This is a genomic window from Bacillus horti (assembly GCF_030813115.1).
GTDB lineage: Bacteria > Bacillota > Bacilli > Caldalkalibacillales > JCM-10596 > Bacillus_CH > Bacillus_CH horti.
Map to the genome: position 1 here is coordinate 283617 of NZ_JAUSTY010000003.1, position 21996 is coordinate 305612.

Below are 21996 nucleotides of genomic sequence, written 5' to 3' on the forward strand. Positions count from 1 at the left end.
ATCAAAAAGCAGAAAGAATGAGATGTACTACATGGAGGCGCAGGCATGAAACTTTGGAAAAAAAGAAGCATTCGAACTAAGTTATTATTCGTTATGGCTATGACGTATTTGCTCTTCTTAGGAAGCTTTATTTATGTCTTAAATGAGTTGAACAGTGTGGGAGAAGAGACGAATTCGATGGCACGGCATAGCGAAAACGCCGTAAAAATCATGGAAATTGGCTCTATCATCCGCTCAAAATTCATCATTATAAGCGATTATGCCACGACAAATGTTTTTAATCAAACGTATTATGAGCAACAGGATCAGCTTATTACTAAGCATTTGGCTGATGTGGAAGTAGAGATAGATACAGTGGAGGAGCAAGAGCTTTTCGAGCAAGTTGTAGCTGGTAATGAGAGGTTTAATCAGGTAGCTCAGATGATTGAAGCAGAAAGAGCAGATATTTCGGGTCTAGCTCAGGAGCTATCCTTGATTCAAAATCAAGCGGTACTTAGCGTGACACTCCTATCTGAGCAGGCTACGGAGGAAATGACAGCTTCCTCTGAGGATGTCAGAGCCTATATCATACAAAGCAGTAACATATCTACTTTTCTAGTGATCGTCGTTTTTATAGTAGGCTCGGCCTGTATGGTCTTATTCAGTATGTACTTAACTAAAACCCTAAACAAAATCACCGCCCAAGCAAAGCAAATCAGTGCAGGGAACCTGACTATAGAGCCACTGGCTATTCGTTCAGAGGATGAGCTAGGGCAGTTAAGCTTATCAATGAATTCGATGCTTAGCAATCTGCATCAGCTTGTCACTAAAATAACAACTGCATCCGTGCAGGTAGCTTCCTCAGCGGAGCAGCTCACAGCAAGCGCTACGGAAACGAGCAAGTCCACTGAGCAGATTTCAGAAGCGATTCAATCGGTGGCTCTAGGAGCTGAGCAGCAGGTGGATAGTTCGGCTAATTCACAGGCGCTGGTTATGGGCATGTCTGAAGGAATGGAGCAGGTAACTCAGCATATTCAGCAGGTTCGTCAGACGTCTGGTGACACGACACAAAAAGCAGAATCAGGTGTTGCTGTCGTGCAACATACAGTAGAGCAAATGAATGTGATTCAAGAGAAATCGTCTACAACCGCCTCTTTATTAAATGAATTAGGTGGGAAGTCGAATGAAATTGGCAAGATTGTGGGCTTGATTACGGACGTTTCTGAGCAAACGAACCTTCTAGCCTTGAATGCTGCGATTGAGGCAGCACGTGCCGGGGAGCACGGGGCAGGCTTTGCTGTAGTAGCAGATGAGGTTCGAAAGCTTGCAGAGGAGTCCGCTCAGTCCTCAAATCAAATCAAACGATTGATTGAGGATATCCAGCACAATATTCAGCAGTCTCTCAGTGCAATGAAGGAAGGCACTATGGCTGTTGAGGAAGGCATAAATATGGTGCATGAAGCGGGCAACTCCTTTTCCTCTATCTCTGCTTCTGTGACCCAAGTCACAGAGCAGATACAAGAGGTTACCACTTTTGTTCAACATATGTCTCAAGGAACACATACATTAGTCGAAGCGTCCGATCAAATAGTGTCCATTTCCGAGCAGACCGCTTCCTCTACTCAGAATATAGCTGCAGCGGTAGAAGAACAAAATGCCTCCATGGAGGAGATTTCGGCATCATCTGCTATGCTAGCCTCTATGGCAGAAGAATTACAAGCTGCTGTGAAAACATTTAAAATTTATTAATTCACTTTATGTGAAGCTTATAGTAAGCTAAGAGAAGCCTTATTTGAAAACGATAAGGCTTCTTTTTTCGGTAGTTTACATGTTAGAATATGTAAGCTTTCGCCGTTAGCCATGGAGCCAAAATAGGTTTTGCTAGCATTCACCAATAAGGTAATTGATATACTGAGAGTTTCACGACAAGGGAGAAGATAGAAATGAAGGATGACGATGATTTACAGGATGCAAGTCAATTAAATTATTTGGAGCAGGTGATAGACCACATCCAAGAATCTACTTCCCTGTATAATGGTAAAGAATTTTTTACTCAGCTAACACATAGCCTATCTCGGTTACTGCGGATAGATTATGTGATGATTGGCGAATACTTCGCCTCATATAGAGAACAGAACCACATCCAAAGTATAGCTGTTTCGTACAAAGGCTCAGAAACTACCCCATTGATTTATCCGCTGCTTGGATCAGCGTTTGAGCAGCTTGAGAACGGGGATATCTGTTGTTTTAGTCAAGGCGCTCATCGGCTGTTTCCTAGGGATAAGATCATTAAGAAGCATAATATCGAAGCTTGTGCAGGAATTACTTTAACAGATTCTAAGGGTGATAAAATTGGTATGTTTATTATGCTTCATCGAAAGCCCTTTGAAGTGGCTTTTGAGCTAAAGCATATTATGAAATTATTTTCCTTTAGAATTTCCTTTGAGCTTGAAAGAATGAAGTATGATAAAAAAGTCGAGGCCTTAGCTTATTTAGATGAACTGACTGGTCTGCCTAATCGCAACCGATTTATTGAATATATTGAACAGGGAATGGCCCTTTCAGAGCAGCACAATAGTAAGCTTGCCGTGTTGAATATTGATTTGGATCGTTTTAAAAAAGTAAACGAAACAGAAGGCTATGAAACGGCAGACCTTTTACTTCAAATGGTAGCTGAGCGGCTGAAGGAGGCTAAGCTCACGCTTCCTTACATGCTATCCAGAATAGGGGGGAATAAATTCTCTGTTCTTCTTCCACAGTATGAAAAGGCCTATCAGGTCAACCAAATGGCTGAGGAGCTATTACTACTATTTGACCAGCCCTTTATGATTCAGAACAATGAGCACTATTTAACAGCTAGCGTCGGTATCAGCTTGTTCCCCAACGATGGAACTAGACCAAGGCAGCTTATTTTGCATGCCGATCAAGCTATTAATCAAGCAAGAAAGCACGTGGGAAATACGTATGAATTTTATACTCCTCAAAGAGATGTTCAATTTGTTAAAGAGGCACATTTAGAAAAGAAGCTGTATAAGGCATTAGAGCGCAACGAGCTATCCCTTCATTTTCAGCCTCAAGTAGATGCTGAGCACCAAGCCTTAATTGGTTGGGAGGTATTATTGCGTTGGGAAAACAAAGAAGAGGGTCCGGTGTCTCCTGCTACTTTTATCCCAATTATTGAAGAAGCAGGGTTAATTATTCCCATAGGCTATTGGATCATTGAACAGGCCTGTCTTAAGATTAAGGAATGGGAATCCTTGTATCCGGAGCATGTTTGCGTGATGATTAACTTATCAGCTTATCAGCTCGTACATTATAACTTTGCTCAGCGTGTTCACAAAATTATGAGTAAAACAGGTGTTAGACCAGAGCAATTAGGCTTTGAAATAACAGAAAATATGAGCTTGCATGGGATTGATTCGGCTTTATCCGTTTTAAGGGAGCTTAAAGCCCTTGGTTTAAAGCTTGCCCTAGATGATTTTGGCACAGGCTTTTCGACCTTTAGCTATTTGAAGCATTTTCCAATAGATGTGGTTAAAATAGACCGAGCTTTTGTCAAGGATATTAACACAGACCAGCATAGCTTAGCGATCTGTCGCTCAATCATTGATGTTTGTCATTCTCTCAATTTTAAAGTGCTCGCCGAAGGAGTAGAGCTACAGGAGCAGTCGAATTTATTAAAAGAGCTAGGCTGTGATGCGTTTCAAGGGTATTTCTACAGTCCTCCTATGCCTTCCTCAAAAGTACAAACCTATGTTGAGGAATATAACGGCTCCCAATAAGAGTTAACTTACTTTTAGGAAGTTGACATATTTTTGTCATGATATTGGCTTGTTCGAGTGATAAATGTGGTTTATTGTTGATATTAGGTAAGCAAAAGTATAGAGAGCTTCTAATTAGAGGAGCTTTTTCACAAGGTTACCTTAGTCAGTCGAATAAAACGACAAAAAAGTCATTGTATCAGCATTCATGCTGTCTTATACTGTAAGAAAAGGAAATATAGGTAGGCGTTTCTGCGAGATTTCCTTTCACGGTGTAAGAGGATGGGGTGGTGTTAGATTGAATTCTTTTTCTGATTTTATGAAGAAACAAGGGAACTTTTTAAGCTGGATGATAGCAACCATAGCTACGTCTGGGAGTCTTTTCTTTTCTGAGGTCATGCGATTTACACCATGTAATCTATGCTGGTATCAAAGGATTTTAATGTATCCCCTTGCTATTATATTGCTTATCGCTACAGTGAAGCAGGATAGACGCATTTCTAGCTATGTACTGCCTTTTTCGGGTATAGGGATGCTAATGTCCTTTTATCACTACCTGCTTGAAAAAACAGATCTATTCCCAAGCTCAGATGCAGCTTGTGGGCTAGTTCCGTGTACCACAGAATATATTAACTGGTTTGGGTTTGTAACCATACCCTTCCTAGCTTTAGTTGCCTTTACACTTATTACGATTATTCATGGTTATCTTTGGATTAGCAACAGAAAGGGGTCTTAAGGTGAAAAAAGTCATCATTTTTGTAGGTATTATTGCCGTTCTTTTTGCCGGTTTATATTTTGTTAATGAATCCAGTAATCAAAGCCGTATTCCAGAGGATAATCCTTACGGCACAAGTAGATTAAGCTCATCAACAATCGCTCAGCTAAATGATCCTAACTATCAGAACATTATTCTGAACGAGGAGCTAGATCAAAAGCTAGAGGATGGAGAGGACTTTTTCGTTTACTTCTTTAGTCCTGAATGTGAGCACTGTAAAAGAGCTACCCCGATTTTAGTACCTATCGCAGAAGAAATGGGAGTAGAGATTTTTAAATACAATCTTCTAGAATTTAATGAAGGAAGAAGCAAGTACGATATTCAATACACGCCAACCCTAGTAACGTATAAGAATGGGGAAGAGGTTGACCGTGCAGTAGGTGCTCCAGAGGAAGGCACAGCTGAGTTCTATGAGATGTTTTTAACGCAGTATAAGGATTAAATCATCTATGAAAGGAATAGGTTTTAGCCAGTAAATTCTTTGATTTGCTGGCTTTTTCTTATTTGTTATTCTCGTTCATAAGTATTAAGAGAGTCTATAACCTGGCTAGTGATTTTAAGAATGCGATCCGAAACAACGGGCAGGCATAAAGTAATAGAAATAAGTGCAAAAATGCACTTATTTCTAGATTAATTGAGTGAACCTAGTCATTTAAGTGCGAAAATACACTTGATTTCTTCTAATATGAGAAAATAGGAGCCTTCTTTTAGAACTAAGTGTATTTCTGCACTTATCTGCTTAAAATCGTAAAAATAATAGTATATGAAGTGTATTTTTGCATTTAGTTTTATAAAATCATCACTTAGACTGTTTAAATACCGCGCTTTGAAAATTATCCGTAACCTAAACATATCCCGTTATTATGTTCTCCTTGGAGGTTAAGTATGAGTTAAAAGCATGTATAAGTATAATTCCTCATTGGGAACTATCAGGAGAATATGTCTTAAATTCTTGTGCCACTAAAACAGAAAAAATGCTATAATATTAAAAAGCATAGCAAGGAAAACTTTGAATTTTTATATTAAACAGAATTGTAAGCGCTTCATAACCCTTCACCCTGCTACACCCTGTTCTATTTCTAGAAGCTCATCCGTATGATAAAGCACACGCATGCAAATGATGGTGGTTCTATCTAGATCGGAGCATTATTCTATTCATCTTATGAATGAGCGTTCAGTCAGAATGGGTAAGGGATAGGTAAGGCATCCCTGCAGAAGTAAACAGAAACTAGAAATATATTATATAAAGAGGAGGAAAACCATGAGCTGGTTATCTGTCGTTAATTTGATCGCTTTTCTTGCCGTATTAAGCTATGTTCTGTATTTATTTAGCTACATTGTGTATAGCCGATATTTATTCGTGAAGCTAGGACAAAAAACAGACTTCAAAAAAGCGTTTAAAGAGCGCATCAATGAGCTGCTTGTCCAGATGTTTGGTCATAAGAAGCTATTAAAGGATAAGAAAAGTGGAATCATGCACTTTTTTATATTTTATGGCTTTATCATTTTGCAACTCGGAGCCATTGATTTAATAGGAAAAGGGCTGACTGGAAACGCATACTGGCTGCCCCTAGGCTCGGCATATCCGTTTTTTGTTCTTATGCAAGAAATCACTGTTGTCATCATTTTGCTAGCAGTAGGGTATGCAGGGTATCGACGTTTCGTAGAAAAGCTACCACGTTTAAAAAGAAATGCTAAAGCTAGTTTGGTGATTATCTTTATCTTTGCGCTTATGTTTACTGTCATCATGTCACTCGGCTTTGAAGCGGTGATGCTTACACAGTCTGGTGAGTTAGCTACTGGCTTTCATCCGTTTCACCCGATTTCTTCTGTTATTGGAATAGCTTTTAGCTGGATGAACTATAGCGTGGCAAGTGCGATGTTTTATACGTTTTGGTGGGCTCATAATCTTGTTCTTTTTGCCTTCCTTATTTATGTCCCACAATCCAAGCACTTTCATATCCTTGTTGCGCCTATCAATATCTTTTTCAAGCGTCAGGTGCATCCGGGGAAACTAAGCACCATAGATTTCGAGGATGAGTCTGCGGAAGAGTTCGGAGTCGGCAAAATTGAGAATTTTACACAGAAGCAGTTTATGGATCTGTATGCCTGTGTGGAATGTGGACGCTGTACGAATATGTGTCCTGCTTCAGGTACAGGAAAAATGCTTTCCCCGATGGATCTGATTACAAAGCTAAGAGATCATCTTACGGAGAAAGGTGCAGCCATTACGTCAAGAACCCCTTGGATGCCTGCTTTTGCGTTTAGTGAAACGAAGGGGAATCAGCTGGCTATGGCGCAGGCAAAGGTGCTTCAAGCAGGGGAGAATGAGACAGCAGCAACCGCAGAGAAGGAGCTACTTTCCAACTTTGAATATAGCATTGATCTGATCGGGGATGTCATTACAGAGGAAGAAATATGGGCTTGTACAACGTGTCGGAACTGTGAGGATGAATGTCCTGTACTGAATGAACATGTAGATAAAATCATCGATATGAGACGCTATTTAGTTCTTACAGAAGGGAAAGTAGCCCAAGAGGCGCAGCGTACTTTTAACAATATTGAGCGTCAAAGCAATCCCTGGGGGATCAATCGTAGTGAGCGGAGCAATTGGAGAGATGAGTTTGAGGATATTACCGTTCCAACAGTAAAAGAAGTAGATGATTTCGAAATCCTGTGGTTTGTCGGATCTATGGGCAGCTTTGATAATAGAAATAAAAAGGTCGCACACGCCTTTGCAAAGCTCATGAATGAAGCAGGAGTACGCTTTGCCATTCTAGGGAATGAGGAGAAAAACTCTGGAGATACGGCACGTCGTATGGGGAATGAGTTTCTGTTCCAGCAGCTTTGTCAGGAAAACATCGAAATCCTAAGCAAGTATAACGTTAAGAAAATTGTTACAGCATGCCCGCATACGTACAATACGCTGAAAAACGAATATCCTGAGTTTGGTTTAGAGGCAGAGGTGATCCACCATACAGAGCTAATAGCTGAGCTCCTGAAAGAGGGTAAGCTAAAGCCAACGAAGGAGCTTCCTGAAAGAATTACGTACCACGATTCCTGCTACCTTGGGCGCTATAACAACATTTATGAACTACCAAGGGAGATCCTTAAAGCGATTCCTGGAGTATCCATTGTAGAGATGGAACGAAATCGGGAAACAGGAATGTGCTGTGGGGCAGGTGGAGGAATGATGTGGCTAGAGGAAACGGAAGGAAAACGGGTGAACATTGCTCGAACGGAGCAAGCGTTAGCTGTCAGCCCATCCATTATTTCTAGCGGCTGTCCGTATTGCTTAACAATGATGAGTGATGGGACGAAGGCTCTAGAGGTGGAGGAGAAGGTAGCCACGATGGATATCGCTGAGATTTTAGTACAGGCGATTGAGTTTGAAAAGGCAAGCTAAAAAGATGTGAAGGGCAAGACTTACTAGTAATGGGCTTGAAAGCTTGAAGAGGCTAGGCCCTTAAATATTTGCAAGCTAGATTTGTTAATAGAGGGGAGAACTATACATGACTAAGACGGTAATTATTAGTGCGGCAAGAACGCCATTTGGCAGGTTTGGAGGGGCTTTGAAGGATAAGCAAGCTGTTGAGCTAGGTGCTACCGTATTAGAGGAGGTAGCGAAGAGGGGACAGGTAAACCCTGCTGATGTAGACCATGTGATTATGGGGATGGTCCTGCAAGGAGGAGCAGGACAAATTCCTTCCCGTCAAGCGGCAAGGCTGGCAGGCTATCCATGGGAGGTTCAAAGTGAAACGATTAATAAGGTGTGTGCATCAGGATTAAGAGCAGTAACCCTAGCTGATCAAATGATTCGTGCAGGGGATGCTGACGCTATCGCAGCTGGAGGCATGGAAAGCATGAGCAATGCACCATACCTTCTTCCTAAAGCAAGATGGGGGATGCGTATGGGCGATGGACAGGTAAAGGACTCCATGATCCATGACGGCTTGACCTGTAGTTTTGAAAACGTTCACATGGCCGTGCATGGTAGTCAGGTAGCTGCTGAATTTAACGTTAGTCGCGACACTCAAGATGAATGGGCTTTGCGCAGTCATCAGCTAGCTGTTGCGGCTGTGGAGGAAGGTAAACTGGAGGATGAGCTAGTACCAATCAGCATTCCGCAGCGAAAAGGAGACCCAATCATCGTTAAAAAGGATGAAGCTCCTAGGAAGGATACGGATTTAGTAAAGCTTGCGAAGCTACCGCCAGTATTTACACCTGATGGAAGCATTACAGCTGGAAATGCTCCAGGTGTTAACGATGGAGCAGGTGCCTTTATGCTGATGAGTAAGGAGAGGGCAAAGAAGGAAGGCAAGCAGCCTCTTGCTACGATTCTTGGCCATGCTGCCGTTGGAGCGGAAGCCCCGTATCTTGCTAAGACTCCTGCCTTAGCTATTCAAAAGCTACTGAAGCAGACTGGATATCAGGTCAGTGACATTGATCTTTTTGAAATCAATGAAGCGTTTGCTGCTGTAGCATTAACAAGTGCTGAACTGGCAGGGATTCCACATGAGAAGCTCAATGTAAATGGAGGAGCGATAGCTTTAGGCCATCCGATAGGAGCTAGTGGAGCGAGGATTTTAATGACTTTGATTTACGAGCTGAAAAGACGTGGCGGAGGCTTAGGTATTGCGGCCATATGCTCTGGAGCCGCTCAGGGAGATGCCATTCTCATTCAGGTATAAAAGAAGGGAGAAAAGCGATGGAAATGAATAAGGTTATGGTCATAGGAGCAGGGCAAATGGGTTCAGGGATCGCCCAGGTGATGGCTCAAGCTGGCTTAGAAGTCCTTTTACATGATGTAAAGGAGGATTTTGTACAGAGCGGTATGACTAAAATCACTAAGAATCTTTCAAGACAGGTCGAGAAACAGAAGCTGGACCCTAAGGAGTCCGAAGCTATTCTATCAAGATTACGGACAACAATTGATCTTGGTGATGCCAATGAGGTAGACATTGTCATCGAAGCGGCTGTTGAGAATATGGAGATTAAGAAGAACATTTTTGCACGGCTCGATGACATTACTCAGGAGCATACAATTTTAGCCACGAACACGTCCTCTCTGCCCATAACTGAAATTGCAGCTGAAACGAAAAAGCCTGAACGCGTCATTGGAATGCATTTTATGAACCCTGTTCCAGTGATGAAGCTTGTTGAGGTTATCCGGGGACTTGCCACGTCTCAGGAAGTTTTTCAAGCCGTATTTGATTTATCTAAAAAACTAAACAAAATTCCCGTAGAGGTTAATGATTTTCCGGGCTTTGTAGCCAATCGAGTGCTTATGCCGATGATTAACGAGGCGATCTATACAGTGTATGAGGGAGTAACCTCTCCGGAGGAGGTTGATCAGGTTATGAAGCTAGGGATGAACCACCCTATGGGACCACTAACGTTAGCTGACTTTATAGGCCTAGATACATGCCTGTATATTATGGAAACGTTACAGGAAGGCTTTGGGGACGACAAGTATCGCCCATGTCCATTGCTACGAAAATATGTGAAAGCTGGCTGGCTAGGACGTAAAACAGGAAGAGGCTTTTACGTATACAACGAGTAGAGGTGGAGAGACAGATGGAATTTCGCTTTACAGAAGAACAGAGCATGCTAAGAACAATGGTTAAGGAATTTGCCCAAAAAGAAATTGAACCTATGACACAGGAAATGGATGAGACAGATCAATTTCCGCGTCAAACGGTGGATAAAATGGCGGAGCTGGGCTTACTAGGCATCCCTATCCCAGAAAACTATGGCGGAGCAGGTGCAGGATTTGTTGCTTATATTAGTGCCATTCACGAGCTAGCGAAGGTGAGTGCCACAATTGGAGTTATTTTATCTGTTCATACATCGGTAGGAACAAATCCAATTCTTTACTTTGGCTCGGAGGAGCAGAAGCAAAAGTATGTGCCAAAGCTAGCTAGCGGAGAATATCTTGGAGCGTTTGCCCTCACTGAGTCCCAAGCAGGCTCCGATGCATCTAATCTGAAAACGTCAGCATCCAAGCAGAATAATGAGTATGTTCTCAACGGCTCAAAAATTTTTATCACAAACGCAGGTGAGGCAGATGTCTATATTACGTTTGCTGTGACAGACCCTAGCAAGGGTTCAAAGGGAATATCGGCATTTATAGTGGAAAAAAATACACCGGGAATGCACATCGGTAAAAAGGAAAAAAAGATGGGTCTTCACGGCTCCAATACAGCAGAGATTATATTTGATCAAGCTCGAGTTCCTGCTGAAAATCTTTTGGGTGAGGAAGGCATGGGTTTAAGCATTGCTCTAGCGAATTTGGATGCAGGGCGGATTGGAATTGCCGCCCAGGCGTTGGGGTTAGCTGAGCATGCGCTCGACATCGCACTCGCTTACGCTAAGGAGCGCAAGCAGTTCGGACGTCCAATTGGTACGCTACAAGGCCTATCCTTTAAGCTAGCCGATATGGCGACAGAGATTGAAGCGGCTAAGCTTTTAACGTATCGTGCTGCTTTTTTACATGAGCAAGGGCTTCCCTGTGGAAAAGAAGCTTCCATGGCTAAGCTCCTTAGCTCGGATGTGGCGATGAAGGTGACCACTGAAGCGATCCAAGTTCTTGGTGGGTACGGATATACGAAGGAATACGTTGTAGAAAGACTGTTTAGAGACGCAAAGGTGACACAGATTTACGAGGGGACGAATCAGATCCAACGGATTGTGATTGGTAAGCATCTGTTACCTTAATTTGTTAAAATATTTTGCCAAGATATATAGCCACATTATGCTGGTCAAAAAGGGAGAGAACCTTATGAACTTTCAATTATCCGATGAGCATCAAATGATTAGAAAGATGGTTAGAGATTTTGCCGAAAAAGAGGTTGCCCCAACGGCAGCTATAAGAGATGAAGAGGAACGCTTTGATCGCCGACTTTTTGATCTGATGGGTGAGCTCGGGCTGACAGGTATTCCTTGGGAGGAGCAGTACGGAGGCATAGATTCCGATTATCTAAGCTACTGTATAGCCGTAGAAGAGCTTTCTCGTGTATGTGCTTCGACAGGTGTCACACTTTCTGCTCATGTGTCACTAGCTAGCTGGCCCATCTATAAATTTGGGACCGAAGAGCAAAAGGAAAGGTTCCTGCGTCCCCTAGCAGAGGGTACAAAGCTAGGAGCATACGGATTAACAGAGTCTGGTTCAGGCTCTGATGCAGCGGCCATGAAAACAACGGCTGTTCGTCAGGGAGAGCATTATCTGTTAAGTGGAAATAAAATTTTCATCACAAACGCAGGGGATGCGGAGATTTATGTTGTATTTGCTGTAACGAATCCTGAGCTAAAGCACAAAGGGATTACGGCCTTTATCCTAGAGAAGGGGATGGAGGGCTTTAGCTTTGGTAAGAAGGAAAAGAAGCTAGGTATTCGCTCCTCCCCAACCCTTGAGATTATTTTTGATCAAGTCAAGGTGCCTGTGGAAAACCGTCTTGGAGAAGAAGGAGAAGGCTTCAAGATAGCCATGATGACACTAGATGGAGGGCGTAATGGGATATCTGCTCAAGCAGTAGGTATCGCCCAGGGAGCCTTAGATCACGCCTTAGCGTATGCCAAGGAAAGGAAGCAGTTTGGTAAACCTATTGCTCAGCAGCAGGGACTGCAATTTATGCTTGCCGATATGGCTACAAAGGTAGAAGCGGCCCGCCTACTAACCTATCAAGCGGCTTGGCTTGAAGGAGAAGGCTTGCCCTATGGAAAAGCATCGGCTATGAGTAAGCTATTCGCAGGAGATATCGCTATGGAAGTAACCACAGACGCAGTACAAATTTTTGGTGGATACGGCTATACACGAGAATACCCAGTTGAACGATTTATGCGTGACGCTAAAATTACACAAATCTACGAGGGAACAAATGAGATTCAGCGCCTAGTGATTTCAAAGTACCTATTAACGTAATCAACATGATAGAATAGTAAGATGAGCTATAGCCTAACAGGGCTAAGAGAAGAGACGCTGAGGTGATAGGATGCATGAGTTAACTAAAGGAATACTAGCAAAAAATGTTCGAGCGTTAGCTCGTGCCATATCCTATATCGAAGATCAGCACCCAGATCGCTTAACATTGCTTAAAGAGCTATATCCCCATACGAAAAAAGCTTACAAACTCGGTCTAACAGGTCCGCCTGGCGCGGGCAAAAGCTCTATAGTCAACGAACTGCTCACTTATCTAAGGAAGCAGGATATGACGGTAGGTGTATTAGCTGTTGATCCAACAAGTCCTTTTACTGGTGGAGCATTGCTCGGAGACAGAGTAAGAATGGCTAATCATTTTACTGATCCAGGTGTCTTTATTCGTAGCATGGGTACAAGAGGTAGCCTAGGAGGGCTAGCACGAGCTACGAAGGAAGCGATTCATGCCCTAGATGCGTTTGGTTTAGACGTTATTATCGTAGAGACCGTTGGAGTAGGTCAAGCGGAGTTAGATATTATGAAGTTTGCCGATTCTACAGCTGTATTATTAACCCCTAATGGTGGGGACAGTGTTCAAGCGTTTAAAGCGGGAATTATGGAAGTTGCCGATTTCTACGTGATTAACAAGGCAGACTTACCAGGAACGGATAAGCTAAAAGCAGAAATTGAACAGATGCTTGATATCGCTAAGCATGATTCAGAGTGGCGGCCACCTGTCATTAAAACAGTCAGTACACAAAGGCAGGGAATTGATCAGCTTTGGTTAACCTGTAATCAGCATCGAGCCTTTTTGCGAGATACGAATGAAGGAATTGGACGTAACAGGCGAAGAGCAGAGGCTGAAGTGAGGGAGTTGCTTCACCATCATTTCTCCATAATCATAGAGGATAAATTGAAGGATGCAAGCCTACTAGCTCATTTTGATCAGCTTAAACAAGGGGAGCAAAGTCCATATGATCTAGCGGAGAAGCTTATAGCCAAGTGGGGGATGCAGGATTAGCTCAATAGAGTCTATAAAATAGATAATATCTATGGCTTTAGGAAGTAAATCACTTATTAATGAAGCCAAATAGATTAAAATAAAAAGCAACCAAAGAACAAACCTAAATATATAGACAAAGAAGCAAGATAGATAATCAAAGCGATAGTATAGGGAGGAGAAGAGAATGAGAGAGAAAAAACAAATTCCATCACTAGTCAAAGACCAAAAGCTGGTCCAAAAAAGAAGGGAGCAGATCATCGAGTCTGCCGTAGCCCTTTTTATAGAAAAAGGATTCTTTAAAACGACGACAAGAGAGATTGCCGCTAAAGCAGGCTTTAGTATTGGTACTCTCTATGAATATATTGAAGCCAAGGAGGATGTGCTTTATTTAGTATGTGACGCTATTCATCATGAGCTGGAGGAGCGCCTTTTACAATCTGTAAAGGATACACGTAAAGGCATAGATTCTCTTCAGGAAGCGATGGTATATTTTTTCCAAGTGATGAACGATATGCAGGATCGTGTACTCCTAATTTACCAGGAGGCTAAATCCTTGCCTAAAGATATGCTGCGCTATGTGCTAGGGAAGGAAAAAGACATTACTCAAATCTTTGAAAACATTCTGCTGCGCGGAATTGAAGACGGCAGTATTGCTCTAGATCGCAAGGACACTCATTTAATGTCCCACAACATTATGGTATTAGGAGAGATGTGGGTATTTAGACGCTGGGCGTTAGGCAAGCAGTTTTCATTGGAGGAGTTTATTCAAGAGCAAACATCCTTAATCTTAAATCAAATCCGTAAACCAAAGGAGGAGGGCAAGATTGAGTCAACAGGAAGTGTATCAAACTGAGCACAAGCTGCGCTTTGTGACAGCCTCAAGTCTTTTTGATGGACATGACGCTTCTATTAATGTAATGAGAAGGATTTTACAGGCTTCCGGAGCAGAGGTTATTCATTTAGGACACAATCGCTCTGTAGATGAGGTGGTCACAGCGGCCATCCAGGAGGATGTTCAAGGGATTGCGATAAGCTCCTATCAAGGTGGTCATATGGAGTACTTTAAATATATGTATGACCTTCTACAGGAGCGGAACGCTGGACATATTAAGATATTTGGAGGTGGCGGAGGAGTTATCGTGCCTCCAGAAATTAAAGAGCTTCATGAGTATGGCATTGCCATGATTTTTTCTCCAGAGGATGGTCGGAAATACGGATTGCAAGGCATGATTAATCAGATGCTGAAGCTGGCTGATTTCTCTACCACCTCATTAGCTGAGCTAGAGTCACCTAACGTAGCAGATGATCATACCATTGCTCGTATGATTACCTTAGCGGAGGAACGTTTTCATCATCAGGACGTTCAGACGAGTGAGAAGGAAGTATCGGCTACTCTTCAGCAGGTGCGGGAGAAAGCGAGGGAAAGTGAGAAGCAGATTCCCATCCTAGGAATAACAGGAACAGGTGGGGCAGGGAAAAGCTCATTAACGGATGAGCTTGTTCGTCGTTTTGTCCACACCTTCCCTGATAAAAAGCTAGCGATCATCTCCATTGATCCTTCCAAGAAGAAGACGGGTGGAGCCTTACTTGGCGATCGAATTAGAATGAATGCTATTCATCATCCTAATGTGTACATGCGTAGCTTAGCGACGAGAACATCCAAAACAGAGTTAAGCCATGCTATAGAGGACGCCATCTCCATTTGTAAAACGGCTGGGTTTGACTGCATGATGATTGAAACGAGTGGTATAGGTCAAGGGGATGCTGAAATAGTAGACGTTTGTGATTTATCCCTTTATGTGATGACAAGTGAATTTGGAGCGCCCTCACAGCTAGAGAAAATTGAAATGATTGATTTTGCTGATCTTATTGTAATCAATAAATTTGAGCGCAAAGGCTCTGCTGATGCCCTGCGTGACGTTCGTAAGCAGTATCAACGCAGTCGCTTGCTTTTTGACAAACCAGAGGAGGAGCTACCTGTTTACGGGACGATTGCCAGCCAGTTTAATGATCCAGGAACGAATCAGCTCTTTCAGGCGATCATTATGCAATTGAAAGAAAAGCTAGGAATTGATTGGGCAATAACGGATAATCAAGAAGTGTCAAAGCCTATAGAGATTAAACCACAGCATACCATCATTGCTGGAGATAGAGTGCAGTACTTAGGGGACATTGTCAAATGTATTCAAGAGTACAAATCCTTTACGAAAAGTCAGGTTGAGCTAGCGCGTAAGGCCTATCAGCTGGACGGGGTAAAACAGCAACTTGAAGAAGCGATGAGCCCATCAACAGAGACTGTTTCCATCCAGGAGCCTACTCTTCAAACGATTCAAGAGCTAGGGAAGAGCGTGTATGAACAGCTGCATATGGACAGTAAAAAGCTGATTGAACACTGGCCAAAGCTAATGGAGACGTATAAGAAGGATGAATATGTAACAAAAATTAGAGATAAAGAGCTTCGTACGACGTTATTTACTACTTCACTTTCAGGAACTAGAATTCCTAAGATATCCCTGCCTAAGTATCAGGAGTGGGGCGATCTGTTAGAATGGCAGATGACAGAAAATGTTCCAGGTGTATTTCCTTATACGGCAGGTGTATTTCCGTTTAAGAGAGAGGGCGAGGACCCTAAGCGTCAATTTGCTGGTGAAGGAACTCCTGAAAGAACAAATCGCAGGTTTCATTATTTGTCCAAAGACGATCAAGCCAAGCGCTTATCCACAGCATTTGATAGTGTAACACTATATGGAGAAGATCCCGATCACCGTCCAGATATCTATGGGAAGGTTGGGGAAAGTGGGGTCAGTATTTGTACCCTTGAAGATATGAAAAAGCTATACGCAGGCTTCGATCTATGTCAGCCTAGCACAAGTGTATCAATGACCATTAATGGGCCAGCCCCAATTATCTTAGCGATGTTTATGAATACGGCCATTAGCCAGCAGATCGAGCTTTTTACAGAACGGGAAGGACGTGCTCCTGACAAAGAAGAGGGCGAAAAAATTAAAGCGCTTACATTAAAAACGGTGCGTGGGACAGTCCAAGCGGATATTCTAAAAGAGGATCAGGGTCAGAATACATGTATCTTTTCTACTGAATTCGCTTTGCGTATGATGGGGGATATGCAGGAGTACTTTATCCATCATGGAGTGCGTAATTATTACTCTGTCAGTATATCTGGTTATCACATCGCAGAAGCTGGAGCGAATCCGATCTCACAGCTAGCGTTCACCCTAGCCAATGGGTTTACGTATGTCGAGTATTATTTAAGTAGAGGGATGAATATTGATGATTTTGCACCAAACCTATCCTTTTTCTTCAGTAACGGGCTAGATCCAGAGTATACGGTCATTGGCAGAGTGGCTCGGAGGATATGGGCGATTGTGATGAGGGATAAATATAATGCTAATGAGCGTTCACAGAAGCTTAAGTATCATATTCAAACATCTGGACGTTCGCTCCACGCTCAGGAGATCGATTTTAATGATATTCGCACTACTCTTCAAGCTCTAATGGCAATCTATGATAACTGTAATTCCTTGCATACGAATGCGTACGACGAAGCGATTACAACTCCGACGGAGGAATCTGTACGACGGGCTATGGCCATTCAAATGATTATAACGAAGGAGCTCGGTTTAGCGAAAAACGAAAACTCTCTTCAAGGCTCCTTTATTATAGAAGAACTAACTAATCTTGTGGAAGAGGCTGTATTGGCTGAGTTTTCCCGTATCAATGATCGAGGTGGAGTGCTTGGGTCAATGGAGACGCAATATCAACGGGGAAAAATTCAAGAGGAATCCTTGCTATATGAGATGAAAAAGCATACGGGAGAGCTGCCTATCATCGGTGTAAACACGTACATGAATCCGAATGCTGTCGCAGATGATCAGGAATTTACGATGCAGCTTGCTAGAGCCACAAAAGAGGAAAAAGAGCAGCAAATCACCAATTTACGCGCCTTTCAAGAGCGTCATCACACATCTGGAAAAGCAGCCCTTAAGAGGCTCAAGCAAGTGGCACAGTCCGGGGGTAATATTTTTGCCGAGCTAATGGAGAGTGTTAAGGTGGCTAGTTTAGGTCAAATTACACAGGCACTTTATGAAGTAGGTGGACAATACCGCAGAAATATGTAAGGATAGAGAGAAAAATACTAGCATATATTTTTCGAATCAGTCTATAATGGTTAGGAAGATGAAGTGGAAGGGAAGTGCTGAAGTGAGTATTCGTGACCTAGAGCTTGAAACACTTTCAGAAATGTCGATGGTCGATATCGTGTACCACCTTTTAAAAGAATCCAATAAACAACCGATGGCGTTCCATCAAATCCTTGATGAAGTGATGGCTTTAAAAGGATTAACAGATGAGCAGAAAATGGATGTAATGTCTCGGGTGTATACGGAAATAAACATTGATGGTCGCTTTAAAGCGTTAGGCGATAACGTTTGGGGACTCCGCAGCTGGTATCCAGTAGAGCAAGCTGAAGAAATCGTCATCACAGAAGTGAAAAAGAAATCGAAGAAGAAACGCTCTGATGATGAGGACGACGACATAGAAACAGATGAAGAAGAAGCAGATGATTTTGATGAGTATGACGAAGAGGAAGAGTACGATGATGAAGAGGATTTGGATGCCGACGATCTTGAAGAGGTTGACGAAGACCTAGAAGATTTAGATGAGGATATCGAAGATTTAGGCGAAGAGATAGATGAAGATGATGAGGATTACGAAGATGAAGATGAAGAGTATGACGACGAAGAAGAAATAGATGAATAATTCTTATCACCTACCCCTTGACACTTTACTCGTCTAGGGGTAGAATTTTTTTTGGGCTCCGATTTTTTCTGAGTCAATAAAATACTTTTATACGATTCGTTCGTTGATAGACGTGTTATACTTACGAATTTCAAAACAAAAGTGCCCCCATTGCAGTGAGCAGGGAGGAGTGTCACTTTTGTTTTTTTTATTTTATCTAGCTCCTGACGATTTATAATCCTAAGTCCTTTATACATAGAGCTCCTTTTAGGAAAAACTCTATAGCATTAGGGCAGAAGATGAAACAAGCTACAAAATATGTGATTGAATGATCCAAAGAGAGCCAAACTAAACGGAGAAAGAGAGGATGACTTAAAAAATGGCAAAATATATTTTTGTAACAGGTGGAGTTGTTTCATCAATTGGTAAAGGAATTATTGCCGCATCATTAGGTACATTATTAAAACATAGAGGATTAAATGTGACGATTCAAAAGTTCGATCCTTATATCAACGTTGATCCAGGAACAATGAGTCCTTATCAGCATGGTGAAGTGTTCGTTACGAATGATGGAGCAGAGACGGATCTTGACCTTGGTCATTATGAGCGCTTTATTGATATTAATCTCAACTCGAACAGTAACGTGACAACAGGGAAGATTTATTCAAGTGTTATAACAAAGGAAAGACGTGGGGATTATCTTGGTGGAACGGTACAGGTTATTCCGCATATCACCAATGAAATTAAAGATCGTGTTTTTAGAGCAAGTAAAGAAACAAATGCAGATGTAGTCATTACTGAAATAGGTGGAACGGTAGGGGACATTGAAAGTCTTCCATTCCTAGAAGCCATTCGTCAAATTAAAAGTGATATTGGACGTCAAAACGTGATGTATATTCACGCTACATTAATTCCTTATATTCGTGCTGCTGGTGAATTAAAAACAAAACCTACTCAACACAGTGTAAAAGAGCTTAGAAGTCTTGGAATTCAGCCTAATGTTATCGTCTGCCGTACAGAGCACGATCTTTCAGAAGATATGAAGGAAAAGCTAGCTTTATTCTGTGATATTGATAAAAACGCAGTCATAGAATCCAAAGATGCTGAAACGCTTTATGAGGTTCCTTTATTCTTGCAAAGCCAAGGCTTCGATGATTATGTGTTAAACCATCTTGGATTGGAAGCACCTGAGGCTGACATGGATGAATGGAAGGCTATGGTCAATCGAGTGAAGAACCTAAGCAAAACGACAACGATTGCTCTAGTAGGAAAATACGTAGAGCTACAGGATGCGTACCTTTCTGTCGCAGAAGCTCTCTATCATGCAGGAATAGCGAATGATTCAGATATTGATATTCGTTGGATCAACGCAGAGCATGTCACGGAGGAAAATGTAAATGATCTTCTGCATGGGATAGACGGCATATTAGTTCCTGGTGGCTTTGGTGATCGAGGAATTGAAGGGAAGATTGAAACGGTTCGTTATGCACGTGAGCAGAAGATTCCTTTCTTAGGAATCTGTTTAGGTATGCAGGTAGCGTGTGTTGAATTTGCTCGCAATGTGCTGGGGCTAAAGGGAGCAAATAGCTCAGAAATTAATCCGCAAACAAGCTACCCTGTTATTGATCTTTTACCAGAGCAAAAGGATATTGAAGATCTTGGTGGTACAATGCGTTTAGGTATTTATCCATGCCGTGTTGCAGAGGGCTCTCGTGCAGCAGAAGCGTATCAGGAGGAGCTCGTTTATGAGCGTCATCGTCATCGCTATGAGTTTAACAATGATTATCGTACAGCGTTTGAGGAGCAAGGCTTTACCTTCAGTGGGACTTCACCTGACGGAAGGCTAGTGGAAATTATTGAGCTTCCAGATCACCCGTGGTTTGTAGCCAGTCAGTTCCATCCGGAATTTATATCAAGGCCAAACCGAGCTCAGCCTCTATTCCGTGATTTTATTAAAGCGTCTGCCAACTAACACGGACAATTCTAAATTGAAATATTAAACGAAGCTGTCTAATGTAGATTTTTTCTCTACGTTTGGACAGCTTTTTTTAAGATATAAATATGTTCATTAGAATAGTGGGAGGACGAGGATTGTCGAAATTTCTTACATGCTGATTTTTTCCTCAAATTAGAGGAATATCTTCCTTTCTAGCGAAACTACCTATATAGGAAAATGATTGAACAAAGGAAGGGAATAATATGCCGAATAAAAAGATTTTAATCGTAGATGATCAATATGGCATTAGGGTATTACTTGATGAAGTTTTTAGAAAGGAAGGCTACACCACATTTCAGGCAGCCAATGGCAAACAGGCCTTAGAATTGGCCGATCAAAATAAGCCAAACTTGGTGATCCTAGATATGAAAATTCCGGGAATGGACGGATTAGAAATATTAAAGCGTGTGAAAATGTTAGATCCAAGTATTCATGTCATTATGATAACGGCATATGGTGAATTAGATTTGATACAGGAAGCCATGAATCTGGGAGCGCTTACTCACTTCACCAAACCCTTTGACATCGATGAACTAAGAAAGATTGTAGCATCAGTTTCAAACCAAGAGGAGGAATGATCGTGGAGGAAGTCATGATTCGTTTACGTCTATCACAGGCCGATGCTCACTACGGAGGAGATTTAGTTGATGGTGCAAGGATGCTAGCTCTTTTTGGGGATGTTGCCACAGAATTATTAATCCGATTGGATGGAGACGAAGGGCTGTTTGTCGCTTACGAGCAAGTTGAATTTAAAGCACCAGTATACGCGGGAGATTACATAGAAGCAAAAGGAAGCATAACCAAACAAGGAAATACATCTAGAACAATGAGCTTTACAGCACATAAGGTGATTGCTGGGAGCAGGGATGCCTCCAATCCTTCTCAAGCGACGCTGCTTGAGCAGCCTGTTCTAGTGTGCCAGGCAAAGGGCACCTGTGTTGTACCGAAGGATAAACAAAAGGGAAATACGAAAAGCTAATGGAAGGGAGTAAATATGGAACCTTGTATCGTTACAGTTGCCGTTAATGGTGCCGAAGTGATGAGAGAGCAAAACCCTGCCATTCCTTACACTCCAGAAGAAATCGCTAATGAAGTGGAGCAAGCGTATGAAGCTGGAGCAAGCATAGCCCATATTCACGCAAGAAGGGATGACGGAAGCCCTACACAGGATTTGGAGTACTATGACCAAATCGTTTCTACTATCCGTAGACGCTGTGATATAATTATACAAGTATCCACAGGCGGAGCGATCGGGATGAGTATAGACGAACGAAAGCAGCCTATTCAATTAAAGCCAGAGATGGCAACGTTAACGACCGGAACGGTAAATTTTGGTTCTGGTGTGTTTCAGAATTCCTTAGCAGATATGGAGCAGCTCGCTTTATATATGCAACAAGAAGGAGTGAGGCCAGAGTTCGAAATTTTTGAAGCGGGAATGATTCATAACGCTTTACAATTAGTAGAGAAGGGATATGTTCAAGGTCATCAGCATTATGATTTTGTGCTTGGTGTGCCTGGTGCCCTGCCTGCGTCCCTAGCCAACCTGCTCTTTCTAGTGCAAAAAATCCCCTCGAATGCAACATGGACTGTAGCTGGAATAGGTCGCCATCAGCTGTTCTTAGCGGTACATGCCTTGCTACTAGGAGGTCATGTTAGAGTGGGATTTGAAGATAATATATACTATACTAAGGGAGTGCTCGCCCAATCCAATGCTCAGTTGGTTAAGAGAGTCGTACGTATAGCAAAGGAAGTAGGACGAGAGATAGCGACCGTAGAGACGGCTAGAAGACTACTACATATCGTGTAGTGTCA

The 21996-nt window shown here is 42.3% G+C and carries 17 protein-coding genes; all 17 read left to right on the forward strand.

Annotated features, from left to right (window positions below; all coding sequences use genetic code 11):
- The first annotated feature begins 45 nt into the window (after positions 1-45).
- The 17 genes from J2S11_RS22380 to kce all read left to right on the forward strand — a co-directional run bounded on the left by J2S11_RS22380 (position 46) and on the right by kce (position 21991).
- Positions 46-1728 carry a methyl-accepting chemotaxis protein gene (locus J2S11_RS22380; protein WP_307391736.1) on the forward strand — a complete coding sequence of 561 codons (1683 nt, stop codon included), beginning with the start codon at positions 46-48 and terminating at the stop codon, positions 1726-1728.
- A gap of 194 nt (positions 1729-1922) precedes the next feature.
- Positions 1923-3761, forward strand: coding sequence for a putative bifunctional diguanylate cyclase/phosphodiesterase (locus J2S11_RS04945; RefSeq protein ID WP_307391739.1), 1839 nt, complete (start codon positions 1923-1925; stop codon positions 3759-3761).
- A 298-nt stretch (positions 3762-4059) separates the two neighbouring features.
- Positions 4060-4476 (forward strand): disulfide oxidoreductase, encoded by a 417-nt coding sequence (locus J2S11_RS04950; protein WP_307391835.1) that lies wholly within the window; start codon positions 4060-4062, stop codon positions 4474-4476.
- Between the two features lies 1 nt (position 4477).
- The gene (locus tag J2S11_RS04955) at positions 4478-4957 is read left to right on the forward strand and encodes a thioredoxin family protein (RefSeq protein WP_307391742.1); all 480 of its coding nucleotides are present in this window, start codon (positions 4478-4480) and stop codon (positions 4955-4957) included.
- Between the two features lie 819 nt (positions 4958-5776).
- On the forward strand, positions 5777-7921 hold the full coding sequence (locus J2S11_RS04960; RefSeq protein WP_307391745.1) for a heterodisulfide reductase-related iron-sulfur binding cluster: 2145 nt from the start codon (positions 5777-5779) through the stop codon (positions 7919-7921).
- Positions 7922-8027: 106 nt separating this feature from the next.
- Complete coding sequence (locus J2S11_RS04965; RefSeq protein ID WP_307391748.1) at positions 8028-9206, forward strand: acetyl-CoA C-acetyltransferase; 1179 nt, start codon at positions 8028-8030, stop codon at positions 9204-9206.
- A gap of 17 nt (positions 9207-9223) precedes the next feature.
- Positions 9224-10078 (forward strand): 3-hydroxybutyryl-CoA dehydrogenase, encoded by an 855-nt coding sequence (locus J2S11_RS04970; RefSeq protein ID WP_307391750.1) that lies wholly within the window; start codon positions 9224-9226, stop codon positions 10076-10078.
- Between the two features lie 14 nt (positions 10079-10092).
- The gene (locus J2S11_RS04975) at positions 10093-11232 is read left to right on the forward strand and encodes an acyl-CoA dehydrogenase (protein ID WP_307391752.1); all 1140 of its coding nucleotides are present in this window, start codon (positions 10093-10095) and stop codon (positions 11230-11232) included.
- Between the two features lie 64 nt (positions 11233-11296).
- Positions 11297-12436, forward strand: a complete 1140-nt coding sequence (locus J2S11_RS04980; protein WP_307391754.1) for an acyl-CoA dehydrogenase — start codon at positions 11297-11299, stop codon at positions 12434-12436.
- A gap of 70 nt (positions 12437-12506) precedes the next feature.
- Positions 12507-13451: a methylmalonyl Co-A mutase-associated GTPase MeaB gene (gene meaB / locus J2S11_RS04985; protein WP_307391757.1), complete on the forward strand. Its 945-nt coding sequence runs from the start codon at positions 12507-12509 to the stop codon at positions 13449-13451.
- 166 nt (positions 13452-13617) lie between these two features.
- The gene (locus J2S11_RS04990; RefSeq protein WP_307391759.1) at positions 13618-14286 is read left to right on the forward strand and encodes a TetR/AcrR family transcriptional regulator; all 669 of its coding nucleotides are present in this window, start codon (positions 13618-13620) and stop codon (positions 14284-14286) included.
- On the forward strand, positions 14258-17569 hold the full coding sequence (icmF, locus tag J2S11_RS04995) for a fused isobutyryl-CoA mutase/GTPase IcmF (RefSeq protein ID WP_307391760.1): 3312 nt from the start codon (positions 14258-14260) through the stop codon (positions 17567-17569). The genes J2S11_RS04990 and icmF overlap by 29 nt, the downstream gene beginning before the upstream one ends.
- 58 nt (positions 17570-17627) lie before the next feature.
- Positions 17628-18209 (forward strand): DNA-directed RNA polymerase subunit delta, encoded by a 582-nt coding sequence (gene rpoE / locus J2S11_RS05000; protein WP_307391761.1) that lies wholly within the window; start codon positions 17628-17630, stop codon positions 18207-18209.
- 358 nt (positions 18210-18567) lie between these two features.
- Positions 18568-20160 carry a CTP synthase gene (locus J2S11_RS05005; protein WP_307391763.1) on the forward strand — a complete coding sequence of 531 codons (1593 nt, stop codon included), beginning with the start codon at positions 18568-18570 and terminating at the stop codon, positions 20158-20160.
- Positions 20161-20387: 227 nt separating this feature from the next.
- A complete protein-coding gene (locus J2S11_RS05010) occupies positions 20388-20762 on the forward strand; it encodes a response regulator (protein ID WP_307391765.1) in 375 nt (124 codons plus the stop codon).
- Entirely contained in the window at positions 20759-21163 is a 405-nt protein-coding gene (kal, locus tag J2S11_RS05015) for a 3-aminobutyryl-CoA ammonia lyase (RefSeq protein WP_307391767.1), read from the forward strand. The genes J2S11_RS05010 and kal overlap by 4 nt, the downstream gene beginning before the upstream one ends.
- 15 nt (positions 21164-21178) lie before the next feature.
- Complete coding sequence (gene kce, locus J2S11_RS05020) at positions 21179-21991, forward strand: 3-keto-5-aminohexanoate cleavage enzyme (RefSeq protein WP_307391769.1); 813 nt, start codon at positions 21179-21181, stop codon at positions 21989-21991.
- The last annotated feature ends 5 nt before the right edge of the window (positions 21992-21996 follow it).

Excerpts from the sequence above, each read along its gene's own strand:
- J2S11_RS22380 (WP_307391736.1), top strand. The coding sequence starts at position 46 with ATGAAACTTTGGAAAAAAAGAAGCATTCGAACTAAGTTATTATTCGTT.
- J2S11_RS04975 (WP_307391752.1), top strand. The coding sequence starts at position 10,093 with ATGGAATTTCGCTTTACAGAAGAACAGAGCATGCTAAGAACAATGGTT.
- J2S11_RS04970 (WP_307391750.1), top strand. The coding sequence starts at position 9,224 with ATGGAAATGAATAAGGTTATGGTCATAGGAGCAGGGCAAATGGGTTCA.
- J2S11_RS05010 (WP_307391765.1), top strand. The coding sequence starts at position 20,388 with ATGCCGAATAAAAAGATTTTAATCGTAGATGATCAATATGGCATTAGG.
- J2S11_RS04980 (WP_307391754.1), top strand. The coding sequence starts at position 11,297 with ATGAACTTTCAATTATCCGATGAGCATCAAATGATTAGAAAGATGGTT.
- J2S11_RS05005 (WP_307391763.1), top strand. The coding sequence starts at position 18,568 with ATGGCAAAATATATTTTTGTAACAGGTGGAGTTGTTTCATCAATTGGT.
- J2S11_RS04950 (WP_307391835.1), top strand. The coding sequence starts at position 4,060 with ATGAAGAAACAAGGGAACTTTTTAAGCTGGATGATAGCAACCATAGCT.
- J2S11_RS04965 (WP_307391748.1), top strand. The coding sequence starts at position 8,028 with ATGACTAAGACGGTAATTATTAGTGCGGCAAGAACGCCATTTGGCAGG.
- kce (WP_307391769.1), top strand. The coding sequence starts at position 21,179 with ATGGAACCTTGTATCGTTACAGTTGCCGTTAATGGTGCCGAAGTGATG.
- J2S11_RS04960 (WP_307391745.1), top strand. The coding sequence starts at position 5,777 with ATGAGCTGGTTATCTGTCGTTAATTTGATCGCTTTTCTTGCCGTATTA.
- meaB (WP_307391757.1), top strand. The coding sequence starts at position 12,507 with ATGCATGAGTTAACTAAAGGAATACTAGCAAAAAATGTTCGAGCGTTA.
- kal (WP_307391767.1), top strand. The coding sequence starts at position 20,759 with ATGATCGTGGAGGAAGTCATGATTCGTTTACGTCTATCACAGGCCGAT.
- rpoE (WP_307391761.1), top strand. The coding sequence starts at position 17,628 with ATGAAGTGGAAGGGAAGTGCTGAAGTGAGTATTCGTGACCTAGAGCTT.
- J2S11_RS04990 (WP_307391759.1), top strand. The coding sequence starts at position 13,618 with ATGAGAGAGAAAAAACAAATTCCATCACTAGTCAAAGACCAAAAGCTG.
- J2S11_RS04945 (WP_307391739.1), top strand. The coding sequence starts at position 1,923 with ATGAAGGATGACGATGATTTACAGGATGCAAGTCAATTAAATTATTTG.